Source organism: Staphylococcus sp. MSU001, assembly GCF_052976705.1.
This window is the reverse complement of sequence record NZ_JBRIKK010000005.1, coordinates 74357-90370: the sequence shown is the minus strand read 5'-3', so window position 1 is coordinate 90370 and position 16014 is coordinate 74357. Positions and strand designations below refer to the sequence as shown.

Genomic DNA, 16014 nt, shown 5'->3' with positions numbered 1-16014 from the left:
ATCATTTTGCTTATATTTGTGGTGGTCATCTTGTGAAAATATGAAGAAATACATTTTATGAATTAGTGTATGTACAATCTAGACGTGTCTAATATAAAAAAATTGCTATAAAGTATTTGATTATTAACAAGTACTTTATAGCTTATGCTAATTTGTATTATATTAATAAAATTATTTGTTTTTATCTATTTTAAATTCACCGGCAAACATTCCAGCAACATGACCCGTAACTAATGCGCTTGTTATATTATAACCTCCAGTGTATCCATGAATATCTAGGACTTCGCCACATAAAAATAATCCTGGCACTAATTTGGACATCATAGTTTTAGGTTCTATTTCTTTTAAAGAAATACCGCCACCTGTCACAAAAGCTTTGTCTAATGGAAGTGTACCATCTACTGTAAAGGTAAAAGTCTTTAGAAGATTAACAAAAGTTTGAAACTGTTGGTTTGATAAATGATGTGCAGTCATTTCATCATTAATACCAGATTGTTCGAGAATAAATAATAAATATCGCTCTTCTATTATTCCACGCAAGCTATTTTTAATATATTTATCTGGTTCTGCTTTAAGTATTTTTCTCACTTTTTGAGATAGTTGATCTACGTTTAGTTCAGGGAAAACATCTAATTGCATATGGATATTTTTCTTTTTTTGATTTTTCTGCTCTTTATAAACAAACTGACTGCATCTAAGAGCAGCAGGACCACTAATTCCAAAATGCGTGAATATCATATCCATTTGATGACTTACTCTTTTTTTATCATTTTTCTTTAAAACTGATAAATTAACATCTTTTAAACTTAACCCTTTTAAGCGATTTGATTTGATAAAAGTTTCTGAAGAAGTGATAGGTACTTCAGTAGGGAATAATTCTGTTATAGAATGACCTAGAGATTTTGCAAATTTGTAACCATCTCCAGTAGAACCAGTTTGAGGCACTGATGTACCTCCTGTAGCAATAATTAAACTGTGACTTTCAAATTCACCTAGTTGTGTTTTAACTTTAAAATTATGGTCATACGAAACACTGACAACTGGTGTTTCTTCCTTAATCTCAACATGATTCTCTTTGAGCTGGTTAATAAGCACATCAACAACATCTTGAGATTTATTTGAAACTGGGAACATTCTACCATGATCTTCTTCTTTAAGTTTGACTCCACGGGTTTCAAAAAAATTTATAATAGAAAGATTATCAAAAACTGAGAAAGGGCTATATAGGAATTTACCATTACCCGGAATATTTTTTATGATTTCATCATACGGAAGTCTATTAGTTACGTTGCAACGACCACCACCTGAGATTTTTAGTTTTCGTCCAAGACCTTTTTTCTTTTCGATTAATAAAACTGATTCATTTTTTTCACTTGCAGCAACTGCAGCCATAGCCCCACTAGGGCCGCCTCCGATAACAATTGTTTGATACATAATGATAACCTCCACACTTTTTTATCTTAATTATTGTAAATGGAATAGGATGACAGAGCTTAAGATAATAATTATAATATAAAACTTGGCAAATAATATTAAAATTGAAGTTGAGAGTCTTTTAAAGTCATATCGATTTTAATTAAAGTTATCTTTATAGGACAAACAACTATTATTTTGTGATATATTTTAAAGTAATGCAAGATAATGTGTTTAACAGTAAAAATAGAACTGACAAGCATTAATAATTATTAAGATAGGAAGATAGGTTATGAGTGAAAGTAAAGAAATGGTTCGTGGAACCTTTTTAATTACAATAAGTATTTTAATTACAAAAGTATTAGGTGTCTTATTTATTATTCCGTTTACTGCTTTAATAGGTGGACAAGCCAACATGGCACCTTTTACTTATGCTTATGCACCATACAATATAGCTATAGCTATAGCAACAGCAGGTGTTCCGCTTGCCGCGTCAAAATATGTTGCTAAATATAATGCACTGGGTGCATATAAGGTCAGTCAGAAGTTTTATAAATCAAGTTTTGTAGTCATGAGTATTACTGGTATTGTAGGTTTCCTAGTTTTATATTTATTAGCACCATACATAGCCGAACTAACTTTATCACGTAATACTCATGGTAAGAATGGGTGGACAGTTGCTGATATCACTTGGATTATTAGAATAATAAGTATGGTAGTTATATTTATTCCAGTTCTCGCAACTTGGAGAGGTATATTTCAAGGATACAAATCGATGGGACCTACTGCAGTATCAGAAGTTACAGAACAAATTGCAAGAATTGTATTTATTTTAGTAGGTAGTTATTTAACGCTCAATGTATTTGGAGGTACAGTTCTTCAGGCAAATGGTATTGCAACGTTTGCAGCGGCAATAGGTGCAATCACAGGAATACTTACATTATGGTATTACTGGATTAAAAGAAGAAATAATATTAAAAAAATGGTCGACTCAGATACAGCAAATTTAAATGTTTCATACGGGAAAATGTACAAAGAAATTATTGCTTATAGCATTCCATTTGTCATAGTAAGTTTGAATTTTCCACTATTTAATTTGGTTGATCAGTTTACTCATAATGGTGCGCTTAACCTTGTAGGTGTCAAACCTGGTTTGCAAGATATATTCTTTAACATGTTAAACATGTCTACAAACAAAATTGTAATGATTCCAACATCATTAAGTGCTGGATTTGCTGTCAGTTTAATACCATTTATAACTAAAACCTATGAAGAAGGTAGATATGCAGAGATGCATCGACAAATTAGAACTTCGATTGGAGTTTTAATGTTCATTACTGTTCCAGCTAGTATTGGGATCATGGCATTAGCGCAACCTTTATTCACAGTATTTTATGGTTTTGATCCAGTTGTTCACGGTCACGATCCAAATTTCGATGGAAGTAGATTATTATTTTACTATGCTCCTGTTGCAATTTTAATTTCATTATTAAGTGTTACAGCATCAATGTTACAGGGTATCGATAAACAAAAATTAACGGTTTTTGTTATTTTAGGATCTGTTTTAATTAAATTAATTCTCAATTATCCTTTAATTATGTTATTACATACACCTGGCGCTGTATTAAGTACAGCAATAGCTTTATTATTTGCAATTTGTTGCAATTTCTATATTCTTAAAAAATACGCAAACTTTAAATTTAGTTACAGTTGGATACATCTAGCTAAGATTATTCTAATTTCAATCATCATGATGATTGGGGTTGAGGTGATTTTCTTCATTTTAAGATTATTCTTGGAACCAACTAGATTTAATTACTTGATTATTGTTGCAATTGGTGTCATTGTAGGAGCAATCATTTATGGAGGTATTACAATCAAGACTAAATTAGCTGATGAATTTTTAGGTGATATTCCCGCTAAAATAAGACGTAAAGTGAAGATATTGCGATGAGATTAGATAAATTTCTAGCTAATATGGGCGTTGGAACGCGATCAGAAGTTAAACAGTTACTCAAAAAAGGAGCTGTTAAGGTCAACCAAAATAAAGTTAAGTCACCTAAACTTCATGTTAATCCTAATTCTGATGAGATAATGGTAAATGATGAAGTAGTAAGTTATATTGACAAAGTGTATATCATGTTAAACAAACCAAAAGGTTATATTTCAGCTACAGAGGATGAGTTGCATCCTACTATTATTGATTTGATACCTGAATACGCACATTTAAATATTTTTCCGGTCGGACGTTTGGACAAAGATACAGAAGGATTACTCCTAGTTACAAATGATGGGCAGTTTAATCATGAAGTAATGAATCCCAATAAGCATGTTTCAAAGACTTATGAAGTCTATTCAAAACACCCAATAACTCAATTTGATATTGATGAATTTAAATCCGGAATAGAATTATCAGATGGAAAATTAAAGCCTGCAATTTTAAAGAAAGTTGATGATTATGTATCACATGTCACCATTTACGAAGGAAAATATCATCAAGTTAAAAGAATGTTTCATAGTATCGAAAATGAGGTATTAGAATTGAAACGCATAAAGATTGCTGAACTAGAACTAGACCATAATTTAGATTTAGGTAGTTATCGTTTGTTAACACAATTGGATTTTGATAACCTTAAAAACTAACAAAGGAGAGATGTAAAATGGGAAAAAGTACTAATTTATTTAAAGTTGCATTAGGCATTGGTGGTGCTATTACTGCTGTAGCATTATCACGTAAAGAAAGTCGAGATAAACTTAAACAAGAATATAATAAATATAAAGAAGATCCTGAATTATATAAATCTAGCGCTAAAGATTTAGCAACTCAAATAAGTAATAAAGCTAATGAAACAATTCAAGAAGTTAAGAAGAACCCTAAAGACTATGTTGAACGTATCAAAAGTAATCCTAAAGAATTTTTAGAAGAAGAAAAGTCTAAAATTATTGGCAAAAATGATCAGACTCAAGATGATATCGAAGAAGGAAAATTCGATGCTGAAGGTGGCGCAACTGCCAATAATAATTTAAGAGTTGTTACTGAAGATGACTTAAAAAATAATAAAAATGCATTACAAGATAAAAAAGAATAGTTATACATTTTAACTTTAGTGGAACAGAATTTGAATTCGTTGTTCCATAGCGATAACAAGGATTAGTTTTAAACATAAGTGTTATAAGTTTATTTTCAATCCGTTTATCGATTGTTAAGAATAAGAGAAGTCTAGGACATTAACTTGTACCTAGGCTTTTTTATATTTTTTAAACTATAAGTTAATCTTTTAGTCGCAACTTATTAATAAAAATTAAGTTATTTTTCTGACATCTTACTGTAGTTTCTTTTAAACATCATGTAAAATGGAACATAACTTAGAAAAAAGGAAGTTGATCTCGAATGTGGAAAGAAAAGGTTCTAGAGTACGAAAATCAAATGATTGAAGATCTTAAAGGCTTACTATCTATAGAAAGCATCAGAGATGATTCTAAAGCCACAGCTGATGCACCTGTGGGACCAGGACCGAGAGAAGCTCTTGATTACATGTACAAGCTAGGTAAAAGAGATGGTTTTTCAGCGCATGATGTTGATCATATAGCTGGTAGAATTGAAGCTGGTAAAGGAGAAGAGGTATTAGGTATTTTATGCCATGTCGATGTAGTACCGGCAGGCGATGGATGGGATTCAAATCCATTCCAACCAGTAGTGACAGACAATGCAATTATAGCCAGAGGGACACTGGATGATAAAGGACCAACCATTGCTGCCTATTATGCAGTTAAAATTTTAAATGAGATGAAGGTAGATTGGAAAAAACGTATACACATTATTATCGGAACTGATGAGGAATCAGATTGGAAATGTACAGACAGATATTTCAAAACAGAAGAAATGCCTGCCTTAGGTTTTGCACCAGATGCAGAATTCCCAGCTATACATGGTGAAAAGGGTATAACAACCTTTGATTTAGTACAAAATGAAGTGACGGAAGATACAGATGAACCTGACTATGAGTTATTAAAATTTGAATCTGGTCAAAGATACAATATGGTTCCTGATTACGCTAAAGCAGAAGTGCTCGTCAAAGAAAATATGACAGATGTCATTCAAAACTTTGAAAACTTTTTACAACAAAATCAACTGCAGGGTGAAAGTACAGTTGACAGTGGTATTTTAATATTAACAGTTGAAGGTAAAGCAGTTCATGGCATGGATCCATCTTTAGGTGTTAATGCAGGATTGTTTTTACTGAAATTTTTAGCAAGTCTTAATCTAAATAAAAGCGCAAAAGATTTCGTAGAATTCAATGAGCGATACTTATTTGAATCTCACTTTGGTGAAAAAATGGGTATGAAGTTCCATACTGATATTATGGGAGATGTCACTACTAATATCGGGGTTATCAGTTATGATAAAGAAAAAGCAGGCCGTTATGGTGTTAATCTAAGATATCCCGAAGGATTTAAATTTGAAGACGCAATTGAAAGATTTAGAAGCGAAATTAATGAACTAGGTTTTAGCTTAGAATTTGGTAAAGTTCAAAAAACGCATTATGTTGATAAAAATGACCCATTTGTAAAAACACTTGTAAACGCATATAGAAATCAAACAGGTGATATGACTGAACCATATACGATTGGTGGAGGAACATATGCGAGAAATTTAGATAAGGGTGTCGCATTTGGTGCGATGTTTGCAGATTCAGAAGATTTAATGCATCAAAAAAATGAGTATATAACTAAAAAGCAATTGATCAATGCAACAAGTATTTATTTAGAAGCTATTTACGCTTTATGTGTGGAGGATTAATTTATGACAAAAGTTTTTATAAATGGTGAATTTGTTAATGAAGAGGATGCTAAGGTTTCATACGAAGATCGAGGATACGTGTTTGGGGACGGAATCTATGAATATATCCGTGCATATGATGGGAAATTGTTTACCGTTAAAGAACATTTTGAAAGATTTTTAAGAAGTGCTGAAGAAATAGGTCTAGATTTAAATTTTACTATCGAGGAATTAATTGAATTAGTACGTCGATTATTAAAAGAAAATAACGTTGTGAATGGCGGTATTTATATACAAGCTACCCGTGGTGCTGCTCCTCGAAATCATTCATTTCCAACACCACCTGTAAAACCTGTTATTATGGCGTTTACGAAAAGTTATGATAGACCTTATGAAGAATTAGAACAAGGTGTTTATGCCATTACAACTGAAGATATTAGATGGTTACGTTGTGATATTAAAAGTTTAAATTTATTAGGTAATGTATTAGCTAAAGAATATGCTGTTAAATATAATGCTGCAGAGGCTATACAACACCGAAGTGATATTGTCACTGAGGGTGCATCTAGTAATGTTTACGCAATTAAAGATGGAGTAATATACACGCATCCTGTCAATAATTTTATATTGAACGGAATTACTCGCCGTGTCATAAAGTGGATAGCAGAGGATGAACAAATACCATTCAAAGAAGAAACATTTACAGTAGAATTTCTTAAAAATGCTGATGAAGTTATCATTTCTAGTACTTCTGCAGAAGTTATGCCAATTACAAAAATTGATGGTGAAAATGTTAAAGATGGACAAGTTGGTACTATAACACGCCAATTACAACAAGGATTTGAAAAGTATATTCAATCACATAGTATTTAGAATTTTTAAATTTATAGTTTGAGGATGAAAATTTAAAATAATTGTCTTATTTCACCGAAAATCTGATCTGATAATGTGTTATAATTTATAATAAAGCGATTTAGAAATCAAAGAGACATTAGACTAGTAAAATGTATCTTTTTGTTTCTGATTTTTAGTTGAAATGTAACCCTAAAAATTATAAAATCTTTTATGAGTGATAAATTATGAACGGACTTAAATAAGTCGAATTAAGATGGGACTAAATATTGACTTAAATAGCTCACATAAACTGTTAACAAATTAAATGTAAAGCGTAAAAAACAAACGCTTTGTAAAAATTAGAATATATGGCTCAGAAAAACTATTTCTTGAGCCATTTTCTAGTTGAAAGTGAGGTGAACGTGTTGGAGCAGTTTTATCAGTTAGGGTGGACACTTGATTCAGCAGGAGGTGCTTCTGGTGAAGCATATATGGCTGAACAAGATGGACAAAAATTATTTTTAAAACGCAATTCAAATCCTTTTATTGCTGCGCTATCTGCAGAAGGTATTGTACCTAAACTTGTTTGGACGAAACGTATTGAAACAGGTGAAGTAGTAACAGCTCAGCATTGGAAAAATGGTAGAGAATTAAATGAAGATGAAATGAATCAAACCAGAGTTGCTGAACTACTACATAAAATTCATGGTTCAAGACCTTTATTAACAATGTTAAAGCGTATGGAGATGGAACCTATTACGCCTGAAATTATGTTGAATAAAATTAACGCATCACTTTCAAGAGAAGTTTTAACGCATCATGTTGTGAGAAGAGCTTTAACCTATCTTGAAGATCATATACCGAATTTAGACGCACGTTTCTTTACTGTTGTACATGGAGATGTTAATCATAACAACTGGTTATTATCAGATCGTGATGAACTTTACCTTGTGGATTGGGAAGGTGCAATGATTGCAGACCCAGCGATTGACATTGGTATGCTGCTTTACAATTACGTTCCTCAAAACAAATGGTCTCAGTGGTTTAAAACTTATGGCGTTGAAGAAAGTGTCAATTTGAATAAACGTATGAAATGGTACACAGTTATTCAAGCAATTGGTCTCATTCAGTGGTATGAAGAACAAAAACGCTATAAAGATATGAATACATGGCTGAAATTTTTAAATGAAGTAATGAATAGTAACTTATTTATATAAGGAGTAATTAATGATGAGAGTTCGTTACAAACCGTGGGCCGAAGATTATTTAAAGAACCATCCTGATTTAGTAGACATGGACGGTGCTCACGCTGGTAAAATGTCTGAGTGGTTCGAAAAAGAACAACCGATTTATATTGAAATTGGTTCAGGAATGGGACAATTTATAACAACATTAGCAGCACAATATCCAGAGATTAATTTTGTATCAATGGAACGTGAAAAAAGTGTGATGTACAAAGTTCTTGATAAAACTAAAGAGGTGGGCCTAAAAAATTTAAAAATGATTTGTAATGATGCTATTGAGCTTAATGAGTATTTTCAAGATAATGAAATATCTAGAATTTACTTAAATTTTTCAGATCCTTGGCCTAAAAAGCGTCATGCAAAAAGACGTCTAACGTATCATACATACCTTGCATTATATAAACAAATACTTAAAGATGACGGTGAAATTCATTTTAAAACTGATAATCGTGGTTTGTTCGCATTTAGTATAGAAAGTATGTCGCAATTTGGAATGTATTTTACTAAAATGAATTTAAATTTACACGATGAAGATGATGAAGATAATATTGTGACAGAATATGAGAAGAAATTCTCTGAAAAGGGATCTCGTATTTATCGAATGGAAGCTAAATTTCATAAATGTTTTGAATAGAATAAGTAACTTATGATTAATATCAAACCAACTTTTATGTTTAAAATTATCATGAAAGTTGGTTTTTTTACAAAAAGCCCCAAATGATTTTAAATATAAATTCATTTGGGGCGAAGTTATTGTGATAGGGTTTTGTTATTATATAATATCAATTTTGACTCAGAGTTCAATAATGTCAATAATTTGTCCTGACACAGCATCTGCATAAAACTCATAATTAATAAGATGGTCATTTTTTAATACTGTGATGCCACCTTGGTATATTGGTTGGTTCTGATTTATATTTTCTAAAACAATTGGTTCTTGCACAATATAGGAACCTTTTACTTCTCTAAAATAAGTTTTGACTTCATTAAGTAATAATTCGGCGTTATACAGTTTTTTCTTCGTCAAAAAAATGAGAGAAAAGATTAATATTAAAAAAGCTGTAGAAAAAAACAATATGGTTATTTTTTTAAAATTAACTGACTTCATCACAAATTCTCCTCTTACATAATTCATATCATTAGTTTACCATATTGAAGATGATATAATTAAGCATAAGGAGTGAGAATTTATATGACTATTGATAACTCAAAAACATTGGAACGAATTAAAATATTAACAGAACTTCATGGAGCACCCGGTTTTGAAGATGAAGTGAGAAGTTATATGAAGAGTGAAATGGAACCGTTCGTGGATAAGTTTATTCAAAATAAGATGGGTGGTTTCTATGGAATAAAAAAATCAAATAAAGAAAACGCACCTCGAGTTATGATAGCAGCACATATGGATGAAATAGGTTTTATGATTACTCATATTAATGATAATGGAATGATTCAATTTACAAATTTAGGTGGCGTAGCTAATGATATTTGGCAAGGGCAAAGGTTAAAGATAAAAAATAGGTGCGGTAAAGAAATTATCGGAGTAGTTGCTAATATTCCTAAACATTTTAGAACAGGAAATGAAAGCATACCTCAAATCAAAGATTTAATGTTAGATATTGGTGCCTCTTCATCAGAAGAAGTACGCAATCGGGGTGTGGAGGTTGGTGATACAATAGTTCCTCACACAATAATGACTCAGTTGTCAAAAAACAGATACAGCGCGAAAGCCTGGGACAATAGATATGGTTGTGTCTTAGCTATTGAGATATTAGAATTATTAAAAGACGTTCAACTAGATGTTGATTTATATGTTGGTGCCAATGTACAAGAAGAAGTTGGTCTTAGAGGAGCTAAAGCTGCCGCAAAGCAAATTGATCCTGATATTGCATTCGTTGTCGATTGTTCCCCTGCAAATGATATCAAAGGTAAACAACAACTTTCTGGTATGTTAGGGGAGGGGACTTTAATTCGTATCAAAGATGGTACTATGATACTTAAACCAATATTTAGAGATTATCTCCTTAAGCTAGCACAAGAAAATCAGATTGCATATCAATATTATATATCACCTGGTGGTACAGATGGTGGGGAGATTCATAAAGCGAATGAAGGTATACCAACAGCTGTTATTGGAGTGTGTGCACGCTATATTCATAGTACAGATGCGGTGTTTGATATTAGAGATTATTTTGCTGCACGTCACTTGTTAAAAGAAAGTATTATTCATTTAACAAGTGAACAAATTCAACAATTACAATATGGAAAGGAAATTTGACATTTATGATTAAACTTGAATCAGAACAACAATTTGAAGAATTAAAAAAAGGGTATACAGTATTTGAATTCACTGCTGAATGGTGTCCAGATTGTAAGGTGATTGAACCGGATTTACCTAAATTAGAGAAAAAATACAGTCAATTACAATTTGTGTCTGTAGATAGAGATCAATTTATAGATATTTGTGTTCAAAATGATATTTTAGGTATTCCTAGTTTTCTTATCTTTAAAGAAGGTCAACTTTTAGGAAGTTATATAGGTAAAGAGAGAAAATCAATTGATCAAATTGATCAATTTTTATCTCAACACATTTAATAATTAGTCAGAAAATGACTCAGCAAATCTACATTAATTTATAATAACAAATTAATGTGATTATCTGAGTTTTTTCTGTTAACTCAACATTATTTATTGTAAACTGTAAAAAGGTGCGAAAATAGGGAGTGTTAATAATGAATGTCTTCCAAATGAGAGATAAATTGAAAGCGCGTTTAAAACAATTAGACGTAGAATTCAAGTTTGATAGAGAAGAAGAAACGTTACGTATTGTAAGAATTGACAATCACAAAGGTGTAACGATTAAACTTAACGCTATCGTCGCAAAATACGAAGAACAAAAAGAAAAGATTATAGATGAAATTTGTTATTATGTCGAGGAAGCAATCGCTCAGATGGGTGATGAAGAGATAAATAATGTTGAGGACATACAAATTATGCCGGTTATAAGAGCTACAAGTTTCGATAAAGAAACTAAAGAAGGTCATGCATTTGTGTTAACAGAACATACTGCTGAAACTAATATATATTACGCTCTTGATTTAGGAAAATCTTATCGGCTAATAGATGAAAATATGTTACAAACATTAAATTTAACTGCTCAACAAGTGAAAGAAATGTCACTATTTAATGTTCGTAAGTTAGAGTGTCGCTATAGTACGGATGAAGTTAAAGGTAATATTTTTTACTTTATCAACACAAATGATGGATATGATGCAAGTCGTATTTTAAATACTTCCTTTTTAAATCATATTCAACACCAATGTGAAGGTGAAATGCTTGTTGGTGTGCCACATCAAGATGTATTAATTCTTGCGGATATTAGAAATAAAACAGGTTATGATGTTATGGCTCATTTGACTATGGAATTCTTTACTAAAGGACTTGTTCCGATTACTTCTTTATCATTTGGTTATGATAACGGATATCTAGAGCCAATATTTATTTTGGGAAAAAATAATAAACAAAAAAGAGACCCTAACGTTATTCAACGTTTAGAAGCTAACAGAAAAAAATTCAAAAAAGATTAATGAAAGAAATGGAGTTTTATGAATGAACTTATTTTACAATCCTAAAGGTGTTGGAGATGTTGCATTTATTCAAATTGAACCTTCAGTTGGCCCTTTTGAATATGAGCAAAAACAGAATGTGGTAGAAATAAAAAAAGAAAATAAGGTCGTAGGTTATAATATATTTCGTGTGTCTAACAATGTGACAATAAATGATAATGGACATATTAAACTAACTACTGAATTAATCAAAGATTTCCAACAACTAATTACTGAAGCAGGTTTTGATTATCAACTTGATACTGATGTATCGCCTAAATTTGTAGTGGGTTACGTAGAAACTAAAGAAAAACACCCTAATGCAGACAAACTAAGTGTGTTAAATGTAAATGTTGGTACTGAAAAACTTCAAATTGTTTGTGGGGCTCCAAATGTAGAATCTGGTCAGAAGGTTGTTGTTGCAAAAGTTGGAGCCGTTATGCCAAGTGGCATGGTAATCAAAGATGCCCAATTACGTGGGGTGGATTCTAGTGGTATGATTTGCTCAATGAAAGAATTAAATTTGCCTAATGCTCCTAAAGAAAAAGGAATTATGGTACTTAATGATGACTATGATATTGGTCAGGCATTTTTTGAATAATTAAGAAAGGTAGTGTAATTATGAGCTGGTTTGATAAATTATTTGGCGATGACAACGGTTCGAATGACGATTTGTTACGCAAAAATAAAAATAGACGTCAGTCTCAGCAATCAAAACAAAATAATCAAGACTCATTACTGCCTCAAAATAATGATATTTATAGTCGACCAAGAGGTAAATTTAGATTCCCTATACAAGTTTCTGAAAATGAATATACGCAAAAAAATGAAAGTTATAATGAACATAGCCAAGAAGAAACAAATGATACGATGAGTTCATATAACCAGCATGATAACCTTGATTTTGATTCTTCTGGTAAAAGACATCGACGCCGTCGCCAAGCGTATTCAAAACACAATCAATCTAAGATTACACAGCAAAAGCAATTTGCAGATAATAATTATACAAATAATAACAGTGTTTTTAATCAAAACGACAATCAGAAATCTTCACAACAACGCAAATCAATACAATCTGAAAATATTAAAAACAAAGCAAACACTAAGAATACGTCGACATCTCCTGAATTTACATATTTAAATCATAGTTTTAAATCAAGTGAGGTACCCTCAGCGATTTTTGGTACAAAAAAACGAAGACCGATTGAAAATGGTGTCATACCACCAGAACATAAGGAATTAAATGATAAAGAGATTGTTCAAAAGGATGAAGTCTCACATTCAACGAAATCAATAGATGCGTCAATAAATGTTTCTAATACTAACGATGATAATGTTGAAAAAAATAAACAGAAAAAACAACAAACAACTGCTCAAACTGAGTCATCATCAGAAAATATTCATAATGTTGAAAAGTCCAATTATCAAACTACTAAGCGTAAAACACCAAATTACTCTAAAGTAGATAATACGATTAATATTGAAAACATCTATGCTTCACAAATTGTAGAAGAAATCAGAAGAGAAAGAGAACGTAAAGTTCTTCAGAAACGACGTTTTAAGAAAGCCTTACAACAAAAACGTCAACAAAATCAACAGTCAGAAGAAGATTCAATTCAAAAAGCTATTGATGAAATGTATGCGAAGCAAGCCCAACATTATACAGGCGAAAGTTCATTGGATTTAGAAAATGAAAGCAATCAAGATTCGTCACCTAATAGCCTTGAGAAACAAACAAACAGCAGCGACATAGACAATAAAGAAGCGAAAAATAATGCACCTTCATTTAACTACGAAGAAATTGACTTAGATGCGACATCAGATGTATATAAAGTTAATGAAGAAGAAACTGAATCTAAAATTGATGAAGATTTAGTATCGTCTAATCATTATCATTCTAATGATGATTCGGAAGTAGAAGATGCCGAATATCACGAATTAGATGATAACCGACAACAAAACCAAAGTAAGTCCCAAGAGGATATAATTAGTTCAGAATCAATTAATTCAAATATGTATGATAATGCAATCAGTGCAAGTGTAGATAATGACACTGAAAGAGCTAAACCAAATGAGGATAAAAATGATACAGAAATTACACACTTAGATGAAACAACAAGTGCAAAAGTTAGTGACGAGAAGACTAAATCTAATACAAACAATGATTTAGAACAAGATAAGAATGTAAAATTAAAAAATGTAAATTCATCAAAATCTTCAAATTCTGATACAGTTCAAACAAGAAAACAACGTTTTGGTGGTAGTAGACCGTTTAATGTTTTAATGACACCGTCAGATAAAAAGAGAATGATGGATCAAAAACACAAAAAAATAAGTGTTCCAGAGCTTACACCTGAAAAAAAAGCGAATGCAAATCATAGAAAAGACAGGGAATCTAATAAATCTGAAGAATTTAAACAAATCAATACTAATAGAAAAACGGATACTAATAGTAATGAAGCTAATGTCATTGAGCATGATATTAATTCAGCAAGTGATAATCGCGTACATGAAACATCATCCAAACAACACGATGAGCAAATACAAAAGCTACAAGATGATTTTCATTTTGAGAACCCAAACCATGCTAAAACTAACATTTCAAATGAAACTGGCAATCAAAGTAATATAAGTCATTCAAAACGGTCGCAATATTCAACAAATGAAAGTGAAAATATTGATACACAAACTTCAAATTCAAGTACATCAAATCAAAATTTTCAACGTATTCGTAAAGGACCGAATATTAAATTGCCGAGCTATCAATTATTGGAAGAACCAGAACCACATGAAAAAGATCAAGATTGGATAGATAATAAAAAGCAAGAATTAAATGACGCATTATATTATTTTAACGTGCCTGCGGAAGTGAAAAATGTAACAGAAGGACCGAGTGTTACTCGATTCGAATTATCTGTTGAAAAAGGTGTTAAAGTATCAAGAATCACTGCATTACAAGATGATATAAAAATGGCTTTAGCTGCTAAAGATATTAGAATTGAAGCACCAATTCCAGGTACAAGTTTAGTAGGTATTGAAGTGCCAAATCAAAATCCTACTAAAGTGAATTTAAGGTCAATTATTGAATCTCCTAAATTTAAAAATACAGAGTCCAAACTTACGGTTGCAATGGGATATCGAATTAATAATGAACCCTTATTGATGGATATCGCTAAAACGCCTCATGCACTTATCGCTGGTGCTACAGGGTCAGGCAAATCAGTATGTATCAATAGTATCTTAATGTCTTTACTTTATAAAAATCATCCAGAAGAATTGCGTTTATTACTCATTGATCCGAAAATGGTAGAACTTGCACCGTATAACGATTTACCACATCTTGTATCACCCGTAATAACAGATGTAAAAGCAGCTACACAAAGTTTAAAATGGGCTGTTGAAGAAATGGAAAAACGTTATAAATTGTTTGCTCAATATCATGTCAGAAATATTACTGCTTTCAATAAAAAAGCACCTTATGAGCAAAGAATGCCTAAAATTGTTATAGTTATTGATGAGTTAGCTGATCTCATGATGATGGCACCACAAGATGTAGAACAATCTATTGCACGTATAGCTCAAAAAGCTCGAGCTTGTGGTATCCATATGTTAGTTGCTACACAACGACCATCAGTGAATGTAATCACTGGTCTTATTAAAGCTAATATACCTACTAGAATTGCATTTATGGTTTCATCGAGTGTTGATTCTAGAACGATTTTAGATAGTGGCGGCGCTGAAAGATTATTAGGTTATGGTGATATGCTTTATCTAGGTAGCGGTATGAATAAACCTATACGTGTTCAAGGTACATTTGTTTCAGATGACGAAATAGATGAAGTTGTTGACTTTATTAAGCAACAGCGTGATCCTGAATATTTATTTGAAGAAAAAGAACTATTAAAGAAAACACAAACTCAAGCACAAGACGATTTATTTGATTATGTATGTGAGTTTATGGTTGAAGAGGGACATATTTCTACTTCTCTTATCCAAAGACATTTCCAAATTGGTTATAACAGAGCGGCAAGAATTATCGATCAGCTAGAACAATTAGGATATATTTCAGGTGCTAATGGTTCTAAACCAAGGGATGTTTATATTACAGAAGCGGATTTAAATAAAGAATAAAATGAGT

At 31.6% G+C, this 16014-nt stretch carries 14 protein-coding genes; 12 read left to right on the top strand and 2 right to left on the bottom strand.

The annotated features are described in order from the left end of the window. Positions 1-171: 171 nt before the first annotated feature. The gene (locus ACVBFA_RS03700; protein WP_126122353.1) at positions 172-1434 is read right to left on the bottom strand and encodes a BaiN/RdsA family NAD(P)/FAD-dependent oxidoreductase; all 1263 of its coding nucleotides are present in this window, start codon (positions 1432-1434) and stop codon (positions 172-174) included. 271 nt (positions 1435-1705) lie between these two features. On the opposite strand from ACVBFA_RS03700, the gene ACVBFA_RS03695 reads away from it, so the two are divergent. The 7 genes from ACVBFA_RS03695 to trmB all read left to right on the top strand — a co-directional run bounded on the left by ACVBFA_RS03695 (position 1706) and on the right by trmB (position 8905). After that, a complete protein-coding gene (locus ACVBFA_RS03695) occupies positions 1706-3367 on the top strand; it encodes a putative polysaccharide biosynthesis protein (RefSeq protein ID WP_046044296.1) in 1662 nt (553 codons plus the stop codon). Then, complete coding sequence (locus ACVBFA_RS03690) at positions 3364-4056, top strand: pseudouridine synthase (protein WP_002446706.1); 693 nt, start codon at positions 3364-3366, stop codon at positions 4054-4056. Before ACVBFA_RS03695 ends, ACVBFA_RS03690 begins: the two co-directional genes overlap by 4 nt. 17 nt (positions 4057-4073) lie before the next feature. Next, on the top strand, positions 4074-4502 hold the full coding sequence (locus tag ACVBFA_RS03685; protein ID WP_002446705.1) for a YtxH domain-containing protein: 429 nt from the start codon (positions 4074-4076) through the stop codon (positions 4500-4502). Between the two features lie 302 nt (positions 4503-4804). After that, the gene (gene pepV / locus ACVBFA_RS03680) at positions 4805-6214 is read left to right on the top strand and encodes a dipeptidase PepV (protein WP_447158783.1); all 1410 of its coding nucleotides are present in this window, start codon (positions 4805-4807) and stop codon (positions 6212-6214) included. A 3-nt stretch (positions 6215-6217) separates the two neighbouring features. Beyond that, on the top strand, positions 6218-7066 hold the full coding sequence (dat, locus tag ACVBFA_RS03675; protein ID WP_002474955.1) for a D-amino-acid transaminase: 849 nt from the start codon (positions 6218-6220) through the stop codon (positions 7064-7066). 386 nt (positions 7067-7452) lie between these two features. After that, the gene (locus ACVBFA_RS03670; RefSeq protein ID WP_002457844.1) at positions 7453-8244 is read left to right on the top strand and encodes a phosphotransferase family protein; all 792 of its coding nucleotides are present in this window, start codon (positions 7453-7455) and stop codon (positions 8242-8244) included. 13 nt (positions 8245-8257) lie between these two features. Continuing rightward, entirely contained in the window at positions 8258-8905 is a 648-nt protein-coding gene (gene trmB, locus ACVBFA_RS03665; protein WP_126122355.1) for a tRNA (guanosine(46)-N7)-methyltransferase TrmB, read from the top strand. 159 nt (positions 8906-9064) lie between these two features. Here the strand turns inward: trmB and ACVBFA_RS03660 are convergent, their stop codons facing one another. Further along, positions 9065-9379, bottom strand: a complete 315-nt coding sequence (locus tag ACVBFA_RS03660) for a PepSY domain-containing protein (protein WP_002474691.1) — start codon at positions 9377-9379, stop codon at positions 9065-9067. 84 nt (positions 9380-9463) lie between these two features. On the opposite strand from ACVBFA_RS03660, the gene ACVBFA_RS03655 reads away from it, so the two are divergent. The 5 genes from ACVBFA_RS03655 (at position 9464) to ACVBFA_RS03635 (ending at position 16007) form a co-directional block, all read left to right on the top strand. After that, the gene (locus ACVBFA_RS03655; protein ID WP_126122356.1) at positions 9464-10549 is read left to right on the top strand and encodes a M42 family metallopeptidase; all 1086 of its coding nucleotides are present in this window, start codon (positions 9464-9466) and stop codon (positions 10547-10549) included. A 5-nt stretch (positions 10550-10554) separates the two neighbouring features. Further along, on the top strand, positions 10555-10866 hold the full coding sequence (locus ACVBFA_RS03650) for a thioredoxin family protein (protein ID WP_002446698.1): 312 nt from the start codon (positions 10555-10557) through the stop codon (positions 10864-10866). Positions 10867-11003: 137 nt separating this feature from the next. Beyond that, positions 11004-11858 (top strand): DUF1444 domain-containing protein, encoded by an 855-nt coding sequence (locus ACVBFA_RS03645; protein WP_126122357.1) that lies wholly within the window; start codon positions 11004-11006, stop codon positions 11856-11858. Between the two features lie 22 nt (positions 11859-11880). Further along, complete coding sequence (ytpR, locus tag ACVBFA_RS03640) at positions 11881-12477, top strand: YtpR family tRNA-binding protein (protein WP_002446696.1); 597 nt, start codon at positions 11881-11883, stop codon at positions 12475-12477. Between the two features lie 20 nt (positions 12478-12497). Continuing rightward, the gene (locus tag ACVBFA_RS03635) at positions 12498-16007 is read left to right on the top strand and encodes a DNA translocase FtsK (RefSeq protein ID WP_447158782.1); all 3510 of its coding nucleotides are present in this window, start codon (positions 12498-12500) and stop codon (positions 16005-16007) included. Positions 16008-16014: the final 7 nt, after the last annotated feature.